The 18,932-nt window shown below is 56.0% G+C and carries 13 protein-coding genes; 9 read left to right on the forward strand and 4 right to left on the reverse strand.

Annotation, left to right across the window (positions count from 1 at the left end; all coding sequences use genetic code 11):
- The 3 genes from iscX to sseB are packed head-to-tail and all read left to right on the forward strand — an operon-like array spanning position 1 to position 2,323.
- Positions 1–201 (forward strand): Fe-S cluster assembly protein IscX, encoded by a 201-nt coding sequence (iscX, locus tag HED65_RS03755; protein ID WP_003860650.1) that lies wholly within the window; start codon positions 1–3, stop codon positions 199–201.
- Between the two features lie 53 nt (positions 202–254).
- Positions 255–1,541: an aminopeptidase PepB gene (gene pepB, locus HED65_RS03760; RefSeq protein ID WP_114977505.1), complete on the forward strand. Its 1,287-nt coding sequence runs from the start codon at positions 255–257 to the stop codon at positions 1,539–1,541.
- A gap of 5 nt (positions 1,542–1,546) precedes the next feature.
- Positions 1,547–2,323 (forward strand): enhanced serine sensitivity protein SseB, encoded by a 777-nt coding sequence (sseB, locus tag HED65_RS03765; RefSeq protein ID WP_114977506.1) that lies wholly within the window; start codon positions 1,547–1,549, stop codon positions 2,321–2,323.
- A gap of 17 nt (positions 2,324–2,340) precedes the next feature.
- Here sseB and HED65_RS03770 read toward each other — a convergent pair whose 3' ends face one another.
- The 4 genes from HED65_RS03770 to HED65_RS03785 all read right to left on the reverse strand — a co-directional run bounded on the left by HED65_RS03770 (position 2,341) and on the right by HED65_RS03785 (position 6,974).
- Positions 2,341–3,111: a MurR/RpiR family transcriptional regulator gene (locus HED65_RS03770; RefSeq protein WP_114977507.1), complete on the reverse strand. Its 771-nt coding sequence runs from the start codon at positions 3,109–3,111 to the stop codon at positions 2,341–2,343.
- Positions 3,111–3,959: a 3-mercaptopyruvate sulfurtransferase gene (sseA, locus tag HED65_RS03775; protein ID WP_114977508.1), complete on the reverse strand. Its 849-nt coding sequence runs from the start codon at positions 3,957–3,959 to the stop codon at positions 3,111–3,113. Before sseA ends, HED65_RS03770 begins: the two co-directional genes overlap by 1 nt.
- Positions 3,960–4,049: 90 nt before the next feature.
- Entirely contained in the window at positions 4,050–5,417 is a 1,368-nt protein-coding gene (locus HED65_RS03780; protein ID WP_114977509.1) for a 6-phospho-alpha-glucosidase, read from the reverse strand.
- A gap of 12 nt (positions 5,418–5,429) precedes the next feature.
- The gene (locus HED65_RS03785) at positions 5,430–6,974 is read right to left on the reverse strand and encodes a PTS transporter subunit EIIC (protein WP_114977510.1); all 1,545 of its coding nucleotides are present in this window, start codon (positions 6,972–6,974) and stop codon (positions 5,430–5,432) included.
- A 274-nt stretch (positions 6,975–7,248) separates the two neighbouring features.
- On the opposite strand from HED65_RS03785, the gene HED65_RS03790 reads away from it, so the two are divergent.
- The 6 genes from HED65_RS03790 (at position 7,249) to ispG (ending at position 18,903) form a co-directional block, all read left to right on the forward strand.
- The gene (locus HED65_RS03790) at positions 7,249–12,201 is read left to right on the forward strand and encodes an alpha-2-macroglobulin family protein (RefSeq protein ID WP_114977511.1); all 4,953 of its coding nucleotides are present in this window, start codon (positions 7,249–7,251) and stop codon (positions 12,199–12,201) included.
- Position 12,202: 1 nt separating this feature from the next.
- Positions 12,203–14,527: a peptidoglycan glycosyltransferase PbpC gene (pbpC, locus tag HED65_RS03795; RefSeq protein WP_114977512.1), complete on the forward strand. Its 2,325-nt coding sequence runs from the start codon at positions 12,203–12,205 to the stop codon at positions 14,525–14,527.
- Positions 14,528–14,683: 156 nt separating this feature from the next.
- On the forward strand, positions 14,684–15,115 hold the full coding sequence (ndk, locus tag HED65_RS03800; protein WP_003860625.1) for a nucleoside-diphosphate kinase: 432 nt from the start codon (positions 14,684–14,686) through the stop codon (positions 15,113–15,115).
- A gap of 169 nt (positions 15,116–15,284) precedes the next feature.
- Entirely contained in the window at positions 15,285–16,451 is a 1,167-nt protein-coding gene (gene rlmN / locus HED65_RS03805; protein WP_014832896.1) for a dual-specificity RNA methyltransferase RlmN, read from the forward strand.
- A gap of 293 nt (positions 16,452–16,744) precedes the next feature.
- Complete coding sequence (rodZ, locus tag HED65_RS03810; RefSeq protein WP_114977513.1) at positions 16,745–17,758, forward strand: cytoskeleton protein RodZ; 1,014 nt, start codon at positions 16,745–16,747, stop codon at positions 17,756–17,758.
- Positions 17,759–17,784: 26 nt separating this feature from the next.
- A complete protein-coding gene (gene ispG / locus HED65_RS03815; RefSeq protein ID WP_023308814.1) occupies positions 17,785–18,903 on the forward strand; it encodes a flavodoxin-dependent (E)-4-hydroxy-3-methylbut-2-enyl-diphosphate synthase in 1,119 nt (372 codons plus the stop codon).
- Positions 18,904–18,932 lie beyond the last annotated feature (29 nt).

Raw genomic sequence — 18,932 nt, forward strand, 5'->3', positions numbered from 1 at the left:
ATGGGACTGAAGTGGACAGACAGCCGTGAAATCGGCGAAGCGCTCTACGACGCGAACCCGGATCTCGATCCGAAGACCGTACGATTCACCGACATGCACCAGTGGATCTGCGATTTAGAGGATTTTGACGATGATCCAAACGCATCCAATGAAAAAATTCTGGAGGCGATTCTGTTAGTCTGGTTAGATGAAGCAGAATAAATCACCTTACGGGCTGCCTTCAGGCGGCCCGTTTGCTAATAAGGATAAATAAAATGACCGAAGCGATGAAGATTACGCTCTCCACACAGCCTGCAGACGCACGCTGGGGAGAAAAAGCCACGTACAGCATCAACAACGACGGCATTACCCTGCACCTGACGGGCAAAGATGATTTGGGCCTGATCCAGCGCGCAGCGCGCAAAGTGGATGGTCTGGGCATTAAGCATGTCACCCTCGACGGCGAAGGCTGGGACACCGACCGCAGCTGGGCGTTCTGGGCGGGCTATAAAGGTCCGAAAGGCACCCGCAAAATTGAGTGGGCGAACCTTGATGCCGCGGGGCAGAAAGAGCTGGAAAGCCGTCTGACCATTATCGACTGGGTGCGTGACACCATCAATGCCCCGGCAGAAGAGCTGGGCCCGGAACAGCTGGCACAACGTGCTGTTGACCTGCTGTGCGGTGTGGCGGGCGACAAAATGTCTTACCGCATCACTAAAGGTGAAGACCTGCGCGAGCAAAACTACATGGGCATCCATACTGTAGGCCGTGGTTCTGAGCGTCCTCCTGTGCTGCTGGCTCTGGATTACAACCCAACTGGCGATAAAGAAGCACCCGTCTTTGCTTGCCTGGTCGGGAAAGGCATCACTTTCGATAGCGGTGGCTACAGCCTGAAACAGAGCGCGTTCATGGATTCCATGAAGTCCGACATGGGCGGCGCGGCCACCATTACCGGCGCGCTGGCGTTTGCTATCACCCGTGGTCTGAACAAGCGTGTGAAGCTCTACCTATGCTGTGCTGACAACATGGTGAGCGGCAATGCCTTCAAACTGGGCGACATTATTCGCTACCGCAACGGTAAAAACGTCGAAGTGATGAACACCGACGCTGAAGGCCGTCTGGTGCTGGCCGATGGCCTGATCGACGCCTCTGCCCAAAAAACAGAACTGATCATCGACATGGCGACCCTGACCGGCGCGGCAAAAACTGCTCTGGGTAACGACTACCATGCACTGTTCAGCTTCGACGACAAACTGGCCGCACGCCTTCTGGCAAGTGCTGCCGCTGAGAACGAGCCGTTCTGGCGTCTGCCGCTGGCCGAGTTCCACCGCAGCCAGCTGCCGTCCAACTTTGCTGAACTGAATAACACCGCAAGCGCGGCGTACCCGGCGGGTGCGAGCACCGCAGCCGGTTTCCTGTCTCACTTTGTTGAGAACTACCAGGAAGGCTGGCTGCACATCGACTGCTCAGCAACGTACCGTAAAGCGGCGGTAGAGCAGTGGTCGGCGGGCGCAACGGGTCTGGGTGTGCGTACCGTGGCGAACCTGCTGACGGCTGAGTAATTGTTATGTCCGAAACCAAAAACGAATTAGAAACCCTGCTGGAGCAGGCGGCGACCGAGCCTGCCCATCGTCCGGCGTTTTTCCGCACACTGCTGGAATCCACCGTGTGGGTGCCGGGCACCGCAGCGGAAGGGGAGCAGGTTGTTGAAGACAGCGCGCTGGATCTGCTGCACTGGGAGAAAGATGACGGCACTTCGGTGATCCCATTCTTCACCTCTCTGGAAGCGTTGCAGGAAGCGGTTGAAGACGAACAGGCGTTCGTGGTGATGCCAGTACGTACCCTGTTTGAAATGACGCTGGGCCAGACGTTGTTCCTTAACGCTAAACTGCCGACCGGAAAAGAGTTCACACCGCGTGAAATCAGCCATCTGATTGGCGAAGAGGGTAACCCGCTCAGCACGCAAGAGGTGCTGGAAGGGGGCGAAACGCTGCTGTTGTCTGAAGTGGCGGAACCGCCTGCGCAGATGATCGATTCTCTGACAACGTTGTTCAAAACTCTGAAACCGGTAAGACGCGCTTTCCTCTGTTCCATTAAAGAGAGCGCGGACGAACAGCCCGTACTATTGATTGGTATTGAAGCTGACGGCGATATCGACGAGATCATTCAGGCAGCGGGAAGTGTGGCCACCGATACGCTGCCGGGCGATGAGCCTATTGATATTTGTCAGGTGAAGAACGGTGAGAAGGGCATCAGCCACTTTATTACTGAGCACATCACCCCGTTCTATGAGCGTCGCTGGGGCGGTTTCCTGCGCGATCTGAAAACCAACCGCATCATCTGATTACAACGGGGTGCATGTCACCCCGTTGCTTCCAGCAGCAGTAAATCCATCAGCAGCACCAGATTCGACTCAAACGACGTCACCCCCGCGGCTTCGGCGGCGAAGTGTACCGCCTCGTCATAAAGGGCAAAGTGTACGTCCGCCATCCCCGCCAGCGTATTGGCTGAGGCGCGAGTGAACGCAACGATCGTCATACCGACGTTTTTAGCAATCCGCGCTTTATCCAGCACCTGTTCCGTTTCGCCACTGCGCGAGACGGCAATGAATACCTGGTAGCGTGCGGCATTGCTGAGGAAAATATTCCGGCTGTCGCCTGGCCCGGAGATAAACGCCGTTTTGCCCAATACCTGCAGCTTCTTGGTCAGGTACTCCGCAAACAGGTAAGAAAACCCGGCACCGTAGAGAAAGAAACTCTCTTTCTGACGCAGCAGGTTGGCAAACTGCTGGCGTTTGTCGTGGGTGGCCCACTGGAAGGTGTGCTGATAATTGGCGATAAACTGATTAAACAGCGCCGGAAGTTCAGGAAGCGATTGCTCCTGAACAGCAATATGCGGCGTGTCGGAGAGAAGCTGCTTGCAGTGCCAGATAAACTCGCTAAAGCCGCTGAACCCCAGTTTCTGGCACAGCCGCATGATGGTGGCGGTAGAAACAAACGTCGCCTGCGCCAACTCGCGCACCGTGATGTTACCCACCAGCAGCGGATGCTCCGTAAGGTGGGCAAGAACGCGATACTCCGCGCGGGTCAGTGACGCCCCGCGCGTTAACAGCGTGGCCAGGCGGTTATCCATTATTTCGCGGGTTCGACAGGCAGATCGTCTCGCGCACCCCATTCGCTCCAGGCACCATCGTAGAGCGTTACGTCGTGTATGCCGAGCGTGGCGAGTGCCAGAATGACCACGCAGGCCGTTACGCCGGAACCGCAACTGGCGATAATCGGACGGTGTAAATCCACGCCCTGACGATCAAAAATAGCGCGTAGCTCATCGGTTGTTTTCAGTTCGCCCTCAAACACCAGATCGCCCCATGGCACGTTCAGCGCACCCGGAATATGTCCGCGCCTCAGCCCTGGACGCGGTTCATCCGCTTGCGCATTGAAGCGCGGGGCAGGACGGGCGTCGATGATTTGGGCCGTTTTTTCATGGCTGACGACCAGCACGTCGGTCAGGCGTTTCACCACATTCGTGTCAAACGTCGCATCAAAATCAGCCTCTGGCAGTGTCACGTCCCCCTGCTGCAGCGGCAGTTCGTCGCGCTTCCAGCCAGCCAGACCTCCCGCCAGAATAGAGACTTTCTCGACGCCGAAGTTTTTCAGCATCCACCAGGCGCGCGGGGCAGAGAAGAGGTTACCTTCATCATAAACAACAAGGTGTTTGTCTTTGCTGACGCCCAGTTCGCGCATCGCCACGGAAAACGCTTCCGGGCGCGGCAGCATGTGTGGCAGGGGAGAGGTGTGATCGGAGAGGGCTTCGATGTCAAAAAATACCGCGTCAGGCAGATGTCCGGCACGGTATTCTGCGACCATATCGCGAAGGTGTTCCTGCCCGGCCGGGGCCATACGCGCGTCAATTATCTGGACTTCCGGATCGTCGCCGTGCTCAATCAGCCAGTCGGCGGCGACAAAATATGAGGTGGACATGGGTTGCCTCCATTCTTTTCCGTAAAAAAGGATTGTCGGTGTTTTTTCTGACACCGACAAGCAAACCACGTTCAACTCGCGAGCAAGCCCCTATTTTTTCACCGTTTCGCCGTCCTGCCAGGCTTTTTGCAGCGCAGGCCAGTAGTCGCGGTTGGCCTCGATCATCTCATCCAGAATCGCCTTTGCATGTTCCATGGTCGGTACGGTGCGGTTGAGGGTAAATGCCTGGAGGGCTTTCTCATAGCTGCCCTCAATGGTCGCTTCCACCAGCAGTTGTTCAGACGCAAGCTGCTGTTGCAACAGGGTCTGATGGAACAGGGGCACCTGACCGACGCGAATCGGTTCTGGGCCTTCGGAGGTGATATAAGCGGGTACCTCCACCACGGCATCGTAAGGCAGGTTGGTAATCGCCCCGCGGTTTTCCACCATCACCAGATGGCGGCTACGCAGGTTAAAGGCCAACGAGCAGGCGACATCAACGATAAACTCGCCATGGACGCCCACGTGGAAGGCATCCGGCAGGATCCCGGTGCGCTTATATTCTTCGGCTGCAGCGAACAGCTTTTTCTCGCGCCCGTTCATCACTTCGTTGGCTCGGGTATAGTCCGGGTTCTGATGTTCCACTATCTGGTTCGGCATCAGGTAGTACTGCAGGTAAGGGTTCGGCAGATACTCCGGGAAGTTATCCATGATCGGCTTGATGTTGCGCCAGGTTTTGACCCATGACGGATCGGAATGCTGCGGGTCGGTTTTAGCGGCGTCTTCCGTCAGTAGACCAAACTTCGCGATATGTTTACGCAGCTCGGGCAACTTATCCTCGCCGTCTACCCGCACGCGGGTAAACCAGCCGAAGTGATTCAGACCGAAGTAGTCCACCTCCAGCTTGTGGCGATCGACGCCCAGAATCGCCCCCATGTTACGCATGGCAGCCACTGGCATATCGCAAATGTTCAGCACCCGCGCGTTCGGGCGCAGGCGACGAACGCCTTCCGCGACAATCGCCGCCGGGTTGGAGTAGTTCACGATCCAGGCTTTCTCATGCGCGTAGCGATCCACCAGATCGATAAGCTCCACCATCGGCAGGATCGTGCGCAGACCGTAGGCCAGGCCGCCTGGGCCGCATGTTTCCTGGCCGACCACGCCGTGACGCAGTGGGATCTTCTCGTCCTGTTCGCGCATTTTGTACTGGCCAACTCGCATCTGGGCGAACACAAAATGCGCGCAGCTAAAGGCCACTTCCGGATCGCGGGTAACGGTGAATTTGATGCTCTGACTGTGGTCGCGAATGACCTTCTCGACGACTGGCGCAATGGTGTTCTGACGCGCCTCGTCGATGTCATAAAGGCGGATTTCGGCCAGGGGGAAATCCTGCAGGCGCACCATCAGGCTTTTCACAATACCCGGCGTGTAGGTGCTACCACCGCCGGCAATCGACAGAATAAATGGGGGTGTAAACATCTTTAGCTCCTTTCAGAGAAACGTCTCAACGGCTTCTCGCATTTTTTTGACGTGCAGCCCGTAGACCACCTGAACGTTGTTACCTTGTTTGATAATCCCTTTCGCGCCGGTCGCCTTCAGGCGTGGCTCGTCGATGATGTCGACGTTCTTCACCATGACGCGCAGGCGGGTGTAGCAGTTATCCACCACTTCAATATTTTCCCGACCGCCGAGACCCGCCACGATGGATTCACCCAACCCGTCGTTGTTGCCCTTTGCCTGGTATTCCTGCTTGCTGTAGAGGCGTGTCTCCTGGTCTTCATCCTCACGGCCTGGCGTCTTCATGTTGAAGCGCAGGATCAGGAAACGGAACACCACAAAGTAGAGGGCAAACATGACAAGCCCGACCACGATGTAAAGTGGCCAGTTGGACTTCACCGTGCCGAGCGGCAGGTTGTAGAGGATAAAATCGATAATCCCGTTTGCGCCGATGGCGTGAACCCCCAGCAGCGAGAACAGCATCATGCCGATGCCGGTCAGCACCGCATGCACCACGAACAGCAGCGGCGCGACAAACAGGAAGGAGAATTCAATCGGCTCGGTGACACCCACCAGTAGAGAGGTCAGCGCTGCCGGGATCAGTATCGCTTTTGCTGCCGCTTTACGCTCTGGCTTTGCGGTCATATACATCGCCAGCGCCGCCGCCGGCAAGCCAAACATCTTGCTGATGCCGCGCGCGTCCCACACCACCGTGCTGCTAAGTTGTTTCACCTCAGGGCAGGCCATTTCGGCAAAATAGATATTGCGCGCACCCTGATAAACCGTGCCGCAAACCTCCTGCGTGCCGCCCAGTTCGGTATACAGGAACGGGGTATAGACCAGATGATGCAGGCCCGTGGGCACCAGAATACGTTCAAGGAAACCGTAGATAGCCACTCCAAATGGTCCGGAGCCTTTGATTGCCAGCGCCAGAGCGCTTATACCGTGTTGGGCAAACGGCCACAGTTCACTCATCACCACGCCGAGCAGCATGGAGACCGGAAGCATCACGATAGCGACAAAACAGTGGCCGGAGTAAATCGCCATCGCGCCGTTAAACTGTACACCGGAGTATTTGTTGTACAGATATCCGGAGAGCGCGCCGGTCAGGATCCCGGCAAACACACCCATCTCCAGCACCTGTACGCCCAGTACCATCGCCTGTCCGGCCGCTTTCATCTGTGCTGCGGGGGCCAGTTCACCCTGCCACTGCAGCGTGACGTTCATCGCATTGATGAACACCACAAACGTGACGAGCCCTATCAGGGCCGCGTAGCCTTTATCGCGATTCGCCAGACCAATTGGGATACCAACGGCAAACACCAGCGCCAGGTTGACCAGCACCGAGACGGCGGATTTCGCGATAAGCTGCCCGAGATGTTGAATCAGCGGATGACCGAGAAACGGCACATACTCCGCGAGATTACCGTTACCCAGTACGTTCCCGCAGGCGATAAACAGACCGACGATCGGTAAGATAAGGACCGGTCCATAAAGTGATTTTCCGAAATGTTGTAGGGCGTTCACGGCTCGTTTCATGGCTTTCTCTCTTATTGAACCGCGCACTCGGGGTGCGTCTTGCGCTTAAAACTAGCAGGCTTTCGGCGAGCTAATCCATCTATCTTCTTGTTTTAAAAACAAATGACGTTAAAGGTAACATGTGACGTTTGACGCTGTGATCGGTGTAACACCACCAGGTTGCCGATGCGAGCCGCCTTCCAGAACCTAAAATTGGACTTTTTGAATTAATGAAACTTGCGGATAATACTTATCCGGACGACGACCAACAGGCCCTATGGGCCAGGGACAAAGGATGAAACCGTTTCGCTTAGCCGCGCTCTCTCTCGCGCTGCTCACCACGTTTACGCTTGTCGGCTGTGATAACAGCGACGATAAATCTCAGGCTGCGGCTTCCGCAGCATCCACAGCCACAACACCAAAAGCGGCGGAAAAGCCCGATGCTGAAAAGCTGGCCAAACTTGCGGCACAGAGTCAGGGTAAAGCGCTAACCTTGCTGGATGCCTCTGAAGTGCAACTCGACGGCGCTTCAACACTGGTGCTGACCTTCTCTGTCCCGCTGAATCCCGATCAGGATTTCGCGAAAACAGTCCATGTAGTGGATAAGAAAAGTGGCAAGGTTGACGGGGCGTGGGAACTTGCGCCGAACCTGAAAGAGCTGCGTCTGCGCCATCTGGAGCCCAATCGCAATCTGGTCGTTACCGTTGAACGTGGCCTGCAGGCGCTGAACAAAGCAACGTTCGACATTGATTATGAAAAAGCCCTGACCACCCGGGATGTTGAACCGACGGTCGGTTTCGCCAGCCGCGGCTCGCTGCTACCTGGCAAGGTGGTGGAAGGCCTGCCGGTGATGGCGCTCAACGTCAACAATGTGGACGTGAATTTCTACCGTGTGAAGCCGGAATCGTTGGCCTCGTTTGTCAGTCAGTGGGAATACCGTAATTCGCTGACAAACTGGGAATCTGACAATCTGCTGAAAATGGCTGATCTGGTTTACACGGGACGTTTTGACCTGAACCCGGCGCGCAACACGCGTGAAAAATTGCTGTTGCCCCTGAAGGATATTAAGCCGCTTCAGCAGTCTGGGGTCTATATCGCGGTGATGAACCAGGCTGGGCACTATAACTACAGCAACGCTGCGACTCTCTTTACTTTAAGTGATATTGGGCTGTCCGCTCACCGTTACCATAACCGCCTGGATATCTTTACCCAGAGTCTGGAAAACGGTGCGGCTCAGTCCGGTGTGACCGTCACCCTGTTGAACGATAAAGGGCAGACCCTTGCCGAAGCGAACAGCGACGGCGATGGCCATGCAAAGCTTGAGACCGACAAAGAGGCTGCGCTGATTCTGGCCAGTAAAGACGGGCAAACTACGCTGCTTGACCTTAAGTTACCGGCCCTCGATCTGGCGGAGTTTGATATTGCAGGTGCGCCGGGTTACAGCAAGCAGTTCTTTATGTTTGGCCCGCGCGATCTCTACCGCCCGGGCGAAACGGTGATCCTTAACGGTTTGTTACGTGACAGTGACGGTAAACCACTTCCCGATCAGCCCGTGAAACTTGACGTACTGCGTCCGGACGGGCAGGTAGCACGCACAATCGTCGTCCAGCCAGAGAACGGCCTCTATCGCTTTAACTATCCGCTGGACAGCGGGGCGCAGACCGGCATGTGGCATGTCCGGGCCAACACGGGGGATAACCTGCAGCGTCTGTGGGATTTCCACGTTGAAGATTTTATGCCAGAGCGTATGGCGCTCAATCTGACCGGACAAAAAACGCCGGTTTCACCGCAGGATAACGTCGATTTCAACGTGGTGGGGTATTACCTGTATGGCGCGCCAGCCAACGGTAATTCTCTGCAGGGCCAGCTTTTCCTGCGTCCGCTGCGTGAGGCCGTCGCTGCGCTGCCGGGCTTCCAGTTTGGTGATATCGCCGAGGAAAACCTGAGCCGCAGTCTGGATGAAGTTCAGTTGACTCTCGATGATAAGGGGCGTGGGCAGGTTTCCACCGAAAGCCAGTGGAAAGAGGTGCACTCTCCTCTGCAATTGATTCTGCAGGCCAGCCTGCTGGAGTCGGGCGGTCGTCCGGTAACGCGTCGTGCTGAGCAGGCCATCTGGCCGGCGGCTGAGCTGCCGGGTATCCGCCCCCAGTTCGCCAGCAAAGCCGTTTATGACTACCGTACCGATACGACAGTCAACCAGCCAATTGTCGATGAAAATGGCAACGCCAGCTTTGACATTGTGTATGCCGATGCCAGCGGGGCGAAAAAGGCCGTTTCCGGGTTACAGGTTCGCCTGATCCGCGAGCGCCGGGACTACTACTGGAACTGGTCAGAAAGCGAAGGCTGGCAGTCGCAGTTTGATCAAAAAGATCTGATCGAAGGCGAGCAAGAACTGAGTCTTAAGGCCGATGAAACCGGCAAAGTCACTTTCCCGGTAGAGTGGGGCTCATACCGTCTTGAAGTTAAAGCACCTGACGAGATGGTTAGCAGCGTGCGCTTCTGGGCAGGGTATAGCTGGCAGGATAACAGTGACGGCACAGGGGCTGCGCGTCCTGACCGTGTGACGTTGAAACTGGATAAACCGTCTTATCAGCCAGGGGATACGATTCAACTGCATATTGCTGCTCCGGCGGCAGGTAAAGGCTACGCGATGATCGAATCCAGCGAAGGTCCGCTGTGGTGGAAAGAGATCGACGTACCGGCAAACGGGCTTGATCTCTCTATTCCGGTGGATAAGGCCTGGAAACGCCACGATCTCTATCTCAGCACGCTGGTGGTACGCCCTGGGGACAAATCCAAATCCGCTACGCCAAAACGTGCGGTGGGTCTGCTGCACCTGCCGATGGGCGACGAAAATCGCCGTCTGAACATTGCCCTGGACAACCCGCAGAAAATGCGTCCGAACCAGACGCTCTCTGTGAAAGTGAAAGCCAGCGTGAAAGAGGGTGCGGCTCCGCAGAAAGTGAATGTGTTGCTTTCGGCGGTGGACAGCGGGGTGCTGAACATTACCGATTACGTCACGCCGGATCCGTGGCAAGCCTTCTTCGGTCAGAAGCGTTATGGCGCAGATATCTACGATATCTACGGCCAGGTCATTGAAGGCCAGGGCCGCATGGCCGCGCTGCGTTTTGGTGGCGACGGAGATGAACTCAAGCGTGGTGGCAAACCGCCGGTGAACCACGTCACCATTATCGCCCAGCAGGCTCAGCCGGTTACGCTTGATGCCAACGGGGAAGGTACCGTTACGCTGCCGATTGGCGATTTCAACGGTGAGTTGCGCCTGATGGCGCAGGCCTGGACGGAAGATGATTTCGGTAGCAGCGAAAGCAAAGTCATTGTCGCCGCGCCGGTCATTACCGAGCTGAATACTCCACGTTTCCTGGCAAGCGGAGATACCTCACGGCTGACGCTGGATCTCACCAACCTGACTGACAAGCCGCAGACGCTGAACATCGCCCTGACCGCGACCGGCAAACTGTCGCTTGAAGGCGCACAGCCGCAGCCGGTGCAACTGCCGCCGGGTGCACGAACCACTCTGTTTATTCCGGTGCGCGCGCTGGACGGTTATGGCGACGGTGAAGTGACCGCGCAGGTTACCGGCCTGCAGCTTCCGGGCGAGACTTTCGCACCGCAGCAGAAGAGCTGGAAAATCGGCGTGCGTCCGGCTTTCCCGGCCCAGACGGTGAATACAGGGGCTATGCTGAACCCTGGTGAGTCCTGGACGGCACCTGCGCAGCATATCAATGGTTTCTCTCCTGCGACCTTGCAGGGGCAACTGTTACTGAGCGGCAAACCGCCGCTCAATCTGGCGCGTTATATTCGCGAGCTGCAGGCTTATCCGTATGGCTGTCTGGAACAAACTGCCAGCGGTCTGTTCCCGTCGCTCTACACCAATGCGGCGCAACTCACCGCACTTGGCATCAAAGGTGATACGGACGACAAACGCCGCGCGGCCATTGATATCGGTATCTCCCGTCTGTTGCAGATGCAGCGTGAGGACGGCGGTTTCGCTCTTTGGGATAAAAATGGCCCGGAAGAGTACTGGCTGACCGCCTACGTTACTGACTTCCTGGTGCGTGCGGGCGAGCAGGGTTACAGCGTACCTGTGGATGCAGTGAATAACGCCAATAGCCGCCTGCTGCGTTATCTGCAGGACCCGGGCATGATGTCCATTCGCTACAGCGACGATACGCAGGCCAGCAAGTTCGCCGTACAGGCTTACGCTGCACTGGTGCTGGCGCGTCAGCAAAAAGCGCCACTGGGTGCGCTGCGTGAGATCTGGGAGCGCCACGGGCAAGCGGCCTCCGGACTACCGCTGATGCAACTGGGTATGGCACTTAAACTGATGGGTGATGCTCCGCGCAGCCAGCAGGCGCTGGATCTGGCACTCAAAACGCCGCGTAACGACAGCAAAACCTGGATGGCCGATTACGGTAGCGTCCTGCGTGATAACGCACTGATGCTCTCCCTCCTGGAGGAGTATAAGCTGCTGCCGGATGCGCAAAATACGCTGTTGAATGCCTTGTCTGAACAGGCCTTCAGCCAGCGCTGGTTGTCCACTCAGGAGAGTAATGCGCTGTTCCTGGCCGGTCGTTCGTTGCAAACCTTGTCAGAGGCATGGCAGGCGAAAACCTCGTTGTCTGATACCGCTTCAGGTGGGGATAAGTCGCTGATCCAAAATGTGAGTGGCGATCAGCTTAGCGCAATGCAGGTGACCAATACCGGTACGACACCGCTGTGGGTGCGCCTGGACAGTACGGGTTATCCGGAATACGCACCTCAGCCAGCCTCTAACGTATTGCAGGTTGAACGTCATATTCTGGCAACCGACGGCAGCACGAAGTCTCTTTCTGAGCTAAGGAGCGGCGAGCTGGTGCTGGTGTGGCTCGAAGTCAAGGCCAGCCAGAACGTGCCGGACGCGCTGGTTGTCGATCTGCTCCCGGCTGGGCTGGAACTGGAAAACCAGAACCTGGCGAGCAGTAGCGCCAGTTTGCAGGACAGTGGTAGCGAAGTGCAGAATTTGCTCAGCCAGATGCAGCAGGCGGATATTCAGCATATGGAATTCCGTGACGATCGTTTCGTGGCGGCAGTCCCTGTCAATGAAGGACAGCCGGTGACGCTGGTCTACCTGGCCCGTGCGGTCACGCCGGGAACCTACCAGGTACCGGTTCCGATGGTTGAATCCATGTACGTTCCGCAGTGGCGGGCAACGGGTGCGGCCAGTGGCCCACTGATTGTTGCTCCGTAATATGCTGATGGCACGTTTGATACGCTCCCGCTGGCTTTGGCTGGCGGGAGCGCTTCTCGTTTTATGGGGGCTCGTTCTTGTCGCTGACCGGTTGTGGCCATTGCCTCTGAAAGAGGTCAACCCTGCTCGGGTCGTGGTGGACGAGAAGGGGACACCGCTCTGGCGTTTTGCCGATAACGACGGGATCTGGCGCTATCCGGTTACGATTGAAGAGGTCTCTCCCCGCTATCTTGAGGCCCTGATCCAGTATGAAGATCGCTGGTTCTGGGATCATCCTGGCGTGAACCCTTTTTCTGTCCTTCGTGCGGCCTGGCAGGATCTCTCTTCCGGAAAGGTTGTCTCTGGCGGTAGCACGCTCACCATGCAGGTGGCGCGCCTGCTGGATCCACATCCACGTACCTTTGGTGGCAAAATTCGTCAGCTCTGGCGGGCGATGCAGCTGGAATGGCATCTTTCCAAACGCGAGATCCTCACGCTCTATCTCAACCGCGCCCCGTTTGGCGGCACGTTGCAGGGAGTGGGAGCCGCGAGCTGGACCTATCTGGGAAAACCGCCGTCGCAGCTCAGTTATTCTGACGCGGCGCTGTTGGCAGTGCTCCCTCAGGCTCCGAGTCGTTTACGCCCGGACCGCTGGCCTGAACGGGCCGAAGCGGCGCGCAATAAAGTGCTCGACCGGATGGCGACGCAAGGTGTCTGGTCTGCAAAGCAGGTCAAAGAATCCCGTGAAGAAGCGGTATGGCTGGCACCACGGCAGATGCCGCAACTGGCGCCACTTTTTGCACGGATGATGCTCAGTAAAAGCCGCGACACGAAAATTGTCACCACTCTCGATGCCGGGCTGCAACGGCAGCTCGAAGAGCTGGCGATGAACTGGAAATCCCGCCTGCCTGAACGCAGCTCACTGGCGATGATTGTCGTGGATCATACCAACATGAAAGTACGCGGCTGGGTTGGGTCGGTGGATATCAACGATGACAGTCGCTTCAGCCATGTGGATATGGTCAATGCGATCCGATCCCCGGGATCGGTGCTGAAACCCTTTATCTACGGTATGGCACTGGACGATGGCCTGATCCATCCTGCATCGCTGCTTCAGGACGTTCCAAGAAAAACCGGTGATTATCGGCCGGGGAATTTTGACAGTGGGTTCCACGGACCGGTCAGCATGAGTGAAGCGCTGGTGCGCTCCCTCAACCTGCCTGCGGTACAGGTGCTTGAAGCGTATGGACCAAAACGGTTTGCCGGGATGCTGAGCAATGCAGGGTTACCGCTTATACTTCCTTCGGGCGCTCAGCCAAACCTTTCTCTGATACTGGGAGGCGCAGGCGCGCGACTGGCGGATATTACGGCTGCCTACAGCGCCTTTGCCCGCCACGGTAAAGCGGGGAGATTGCGTTTACAACCAGGCGATCCGCTGGTTGAACGACCGTTATTGTCACAAGGCTCGGCGTGGATTATTCGTCGTATTCTGGCGAATGAGGCGCAGCCGCTACCGGATAATGCGTTACCACAAATCGCGCCGCTGGCGTGGAAAACAGGAACCAGCTACGGCTACCGTGATGCCTGGGCCATTGGTCTGAATGCCCGTTACGTGATAGGTATCTGGACTGGACGGCCGGACGGCACGCCCGTGGCGGGGCAGTTTGGTTTTGCCAGTGCCGTGCCGCTGTTAAATCAGGTGAATAACTTGCTTCAGTCCCGCTCAACGGTAGACGAAGCCCGTCTGCCGCGCGATCCGCGTCCGGCAAGCGTCGGGCGGGGTGTGATCTGCTGGCCTGGTGGTCAGTCGTTGCCGGAGGGCAGTGAAAACTGCCGACGTCGTCTTGCGACGTGGTTACTTGAGGGGAGTGAACCCCCCACGCTGCTTTTGCCGGAACAGGAAGGTATACGCGGCATTCGTTTCCCGGTATGGCTGGATAAAACCGGTAAACGCGTTGCGGCAGACTGCCCTGATGCTATTGAGAAAGTGCTGGATGTCTGGCCGTTGCCGCTTGAGCCGTGGCTGCCTGCAAGCGAGCGTCGTGCGGTCCGGGTTCCTCCCTCTTCAGCAACGTGTCCGCCGTTGTCGCAGGATGCACCTGCTCCGCTTATGTTGACCGGCGTGCGTGAGGGGGCCGTTATCAAACGTCTGCCGGGGGAATCCCGCGTTTCGCTGCCGCTTCAGGTGACCGGCAATAGCGGCGAGCGCTGGTGGTTTTTGAACGGCGAACCGCTGAGTGTGAAAGGAAGAATTTACACATTACAGCTTGATAAATCGGGTGATTATCAGTTACTCGTTATGGATGAGAGCGGGCAGGTCGCGACGGTGAATTTTACGCTGCAGTGATCCGAAAACAGCTTTCAGATGTGAGCTGTTGCTAAAACTCGTCTTATTTTAAAAAAATGTTACCTGAATCCATAGGCAATGGCGCTATTGCTCATTATAATCCGCGCCACACCATACTCAGGTATGCAAAACAACAGAACATTGACAGAGGTTATCATGGCTATTGAACGTACTTTTTCCATCATCAAACCAAACGCGGTGGCAAAAAACGTTATTGGCAGCATCTTCGCTCGCTTTGAATCAGCAGGGTTTAAGATTGTTGGCACTAAAATGCTGCACCTGACCGTTGAACAGGCTCGCGGTTTCTACGCTGAGCACGAAGGTCGCCCATTCTTTGACGGCCTGGTTGAGTTCATGACCTCTGGTCCGATCGTTGTATCCGTACTGGAAGGCGAAAACGCAGTACAGCGTCACCGTGACCTGCTGGGTGCAACCAACCCGGATAACGCGCTGGCAGGTACCCTGCGCGCTGACTACGCTGACAGCTTCACCGAGAACGGTACTCACGGTTCTGACTCTGTTGAATCTGCTGCACGCGAAATCGCTTTCTTCTTCGCAGAAGGCGAAGTGTGTCCACGTACCCGTTAATTTAACGGTTTCGTTTACACATTATTTTCGTAAATGCCGCGTCCAGACGTGGCATCCCTGCGCCAGACTTTGTACAATGCAACGCCCCGGACGAGCTGACCGCTTTCCGGGGCGTTTCTATTCAACCCTCCATGGGCCATAACGTGTAACAACGAGGCCGGAAAATATTATGTCTGAATTAGTGAATACCTCCGAAGTCGCCACGCCTGCGGTTCCAAATAAAAATGGAAAAATCAACCTGCTGGATCTGAACCGTCAGCAGATGCGCGAGTTCTTTAAAGAGATGGGTGAAAAGCCGTTTCGTGCCGATCAGGTGATGAAATGGATGTACCATTACTGCAGCGACAATTTTGATGACATGACTGACATCAACAAGGTCCTGCGTAATAAGCTCAAAGAAGTGGCTGAAATCCGCGCACCAGAAGTGGTGGAAGAGCAGCGTTCTTCTGACGGCACCATCAAATGGGCGATTGCCGTAGGCGATCAACGCGTTGAAACCGTCTACATCCCGGAAGAAGACCGCGCCACGCTGTGTGTTTCCTCTCAGGTGGGTTGTGCGCTGGAGTGTAAATTCTGCTCTACCGCGCAGCAAGGTTTTAACCGTAACCTGCGTGTCTCTGAAATTATCGGCCAGGTCTGGCGAGCCGCAAAAATTGTGGGCGCGGCTAAAGTGACAGGCACGCGTCCAATTACTAACGTGGTAATGATGGGCATGGGTGAGCCACTGCTGAACCTGACTAACGTCGTTCCAGCGATGGAAATCATGCTGGATGACTTCGGTTTCGGTCTGTCTAAACGTCGTGTAACGTTGTCGACCTCAGGTGTTGTACCTGCGCTGGACAAGCTCGGCGACATGATTGACGTTGCGCTGGCAATCTCCCTGCACGCACCAAACGATGAAATCCGTGACGAAATTGTGCCGATCAACAAAAAGTACAACATCGAAACCTTCCTCGCCGCCGTGCGTCGTTACCTGGAGAAATCTAACGCGAACCAGGGTCGTGTCACTATCGAGTACGTGATGCTTGACCATGTTAACGACGGTACCGAACATGCGCATCAACTGGCTGAACTGCTGAAAGATACGCCATGCAAAATCAACCTGATTCCATGGAACCCGTTCCCGGGCGCACCGTATGGACGTAGCTCGAACAGCCGTATCGATCGCTTCTCCAAAGTGCTGATGGAGTATGGTTTCACCACCATCGTGCGTAAAACCCGTGGTGATGATATTGATGCCGCATGCGGACAGCTGGCAGGTGATGTCATCGACCGTACCAAACGCACCCTGCGTAAACGCATGCAGGGTGAGACAATTGCGGTCAAAGCTGTTTGATTATTATGCACTCACGGCGCATTATTTGCGCCGTGAAGCATAATCTTACTGAATAATCAGTCATATTCGTGATGACTGAGTAATAATTACGGTGCGTTTCATCCGACTTTCGGGCAGTATGTAACGACGTAACAACAGTTTAGCCGTACGGGCAGGGCTGTACTGTCATCTCCGGGCAGACAGTCTTATACTGTCTGTTCACGGTTAACTGACCAGAAGTTTCGCGGTGCGGGTGGCATTGTGACTCACCGGCGCCTGAACCCTTATTTTTCACGTACCAGTAGTTGTAGCGAATGAATACTGAAGCCACTCACGACCAACATGAAGCACTCTCCACTGGCGTTCGTCTTCGCAACGCCCGTGAACAACTCGGACTCAGCCAGCAAGCCGTTGCAGAACGCTTGTGCCTGAAGGTTTCCACGGTTCGCGATATTGAAGAAGATAAGGCGCCTGCCGATCTGGCTTCAACGTTCTTGCGCGGTTATATCCGCTCTTACGCAAAACTGGTGCACATCCCCGAAAACGAATTACTGCCGATGATGGAGAAGCAGGCACCGGTACGTGCAGCAAAAGTTGCGCCGATGCAGACATTCTCCCTGGGGAAACGTCGTAAAAAACGTGATGGCTGGCTGATGAGCTTCACCTGGTTGGTGCTGTTTGTGGTTGTCGGCCTGACGGGCGCGTGGTGGTGGCAAAACCACAAAGCGCAGCAGGAAGAGATCACCACCATGGCCGATCAATCTTCCGCTGAACTTAACCAGGCCGGAAACGGTAACGCGCAGAGCGTACCGCTCGCCACCGACGGCGCGGCAACGACCAGCGAACCGCAAACCGCGACGACCGAGACACCTGCAACCGATGCGACGCAGGCTCCGGCAGCAACAGCCAACACGCCAGTACCTCAGACTCAGGCTCCGGCTCAGGATCAAAACGCCGTAGTTGCACCTTCTCAGGCTCCTGTGGATACCGCAACGAACGCACCGGCGGCGAACACCGCAGCACCACTGCCGACCGATCAGGCGGGCGTGGCAACGCCAGCGGCGGATCCTAACGCGCTGGTGATGAATTTCACAGCCGACTGCTGGTTAGAAGTCACTGATGCAACAGGTAAAAAACTGTTCAGCGGCCTGCAGCGTAAAGATGGCACGTTAAACCTAACCGGCCAGGCTCCCTATAAACTTAAAATCGGCGCTCCGGCAGCGGTACAGATCCAGTATCAAGGAAAACCTGTCGACCTGAGCCGCTTTATCAGAACTAACCAGGTTGCACGTCTTACCGTTAATGCCGAACAATCAGCAGCACAGTAACAGACGGGCAACGCGGGAGATTTTTCATGCATAACCAGGCTCCGATTCAACGTAGAAAATCGAAACGGATTTACGTTGGGAATGTGCCAATCGGCGATGGGGCACCTATCGCCGTTCAGTCGATGACCAACACGCGCACCACCGATGTGGAAGCGACGGTCAATCAAATCAAAGCATTAGAACGTGTGGGCGCGGACATTGTTCGCGTCTCCGTGCCGACAATGGACGCCGCTGAGGCGTTCAAACTGATCAAACAGCAGGTCAGCGTTCCGCTGGTGGCTGATATCCACTTCGACTACCGCATCGCACTGAAAGTGGCCGAGTATGGCGTTGATTGTCTGCGTATTAACCCGGGCAATATCGGTAACGAAGAGCGTATCCGCATGGTGGTGGACTGCGCACGTGACAAAAATATTCCTATCCGTATCGGCGTCAATGCCGGGTCTCTGGAAAAAGATCTGCAGGAAAAATACGGTGAGCCTACGCCACAGGCGTTGCTCGAATCCGCGATGCGTCATGTCGATCATCTCGATCGTCTTAACTTCGATCAGTTCAAAGTGAGTGTAAAAGCGTCCGATGTGTTCCTTGCGGTGGAGTCTTATCGTCTGCTGGCAAAACAGATCGACCAGCCTCTGCACCTCGGGATCACCGAAGCGGGTGGTCTGCGTAGCGGCTCGGTAAAATCTGCGATCGGTCTGGGTCTGCTGCTCTCTGAAGGGATCGGTGATACCCTGCGCGTTTCGCTGGCGGCCGATCCGGTGGAAGAGATCAAAGTCGGATTCGATATCCTGAAATCGCTGCGTATTCGCGCACGTGGGATCAACTTCATTGCCTGCCCAACCTGTTCACGTCAGGAGTTTGATGTGATCGGTACGGTGAATGCTCTGGAACAGCGTCTGGAAGACATCATTACCCCGATGGACGTCTCTATCATCGGCTGTGTGGTGAATGGTCCGGGTGAAGCGCTGGTGTCAACCCTGGGCGTGACCGGCGGTAACAAGAAAAGTGGTCTCTATGAAGATGGCGTTCGTAAAGATCGTCTGGATAATAGTGACATGATCGACCAGCTTGAAGCCCGCATTCGCGCCAAAGCGGCCATGATGGACGAGACACAGCGTATCAGCGTTCAGCAGGTTGAAAAATAACGTGATGGGAAGCGTGCAGCTTCCCATGT

The sequence above is a fragment of the Pantoea sp. LS15 genome, from assembly GCF_012241585.1.
GTDB lineage: Bacteria > Pseudomonadota > Gammaproteobacteria > Enterobacterales > Enterobacteriaceae > Enterobacter.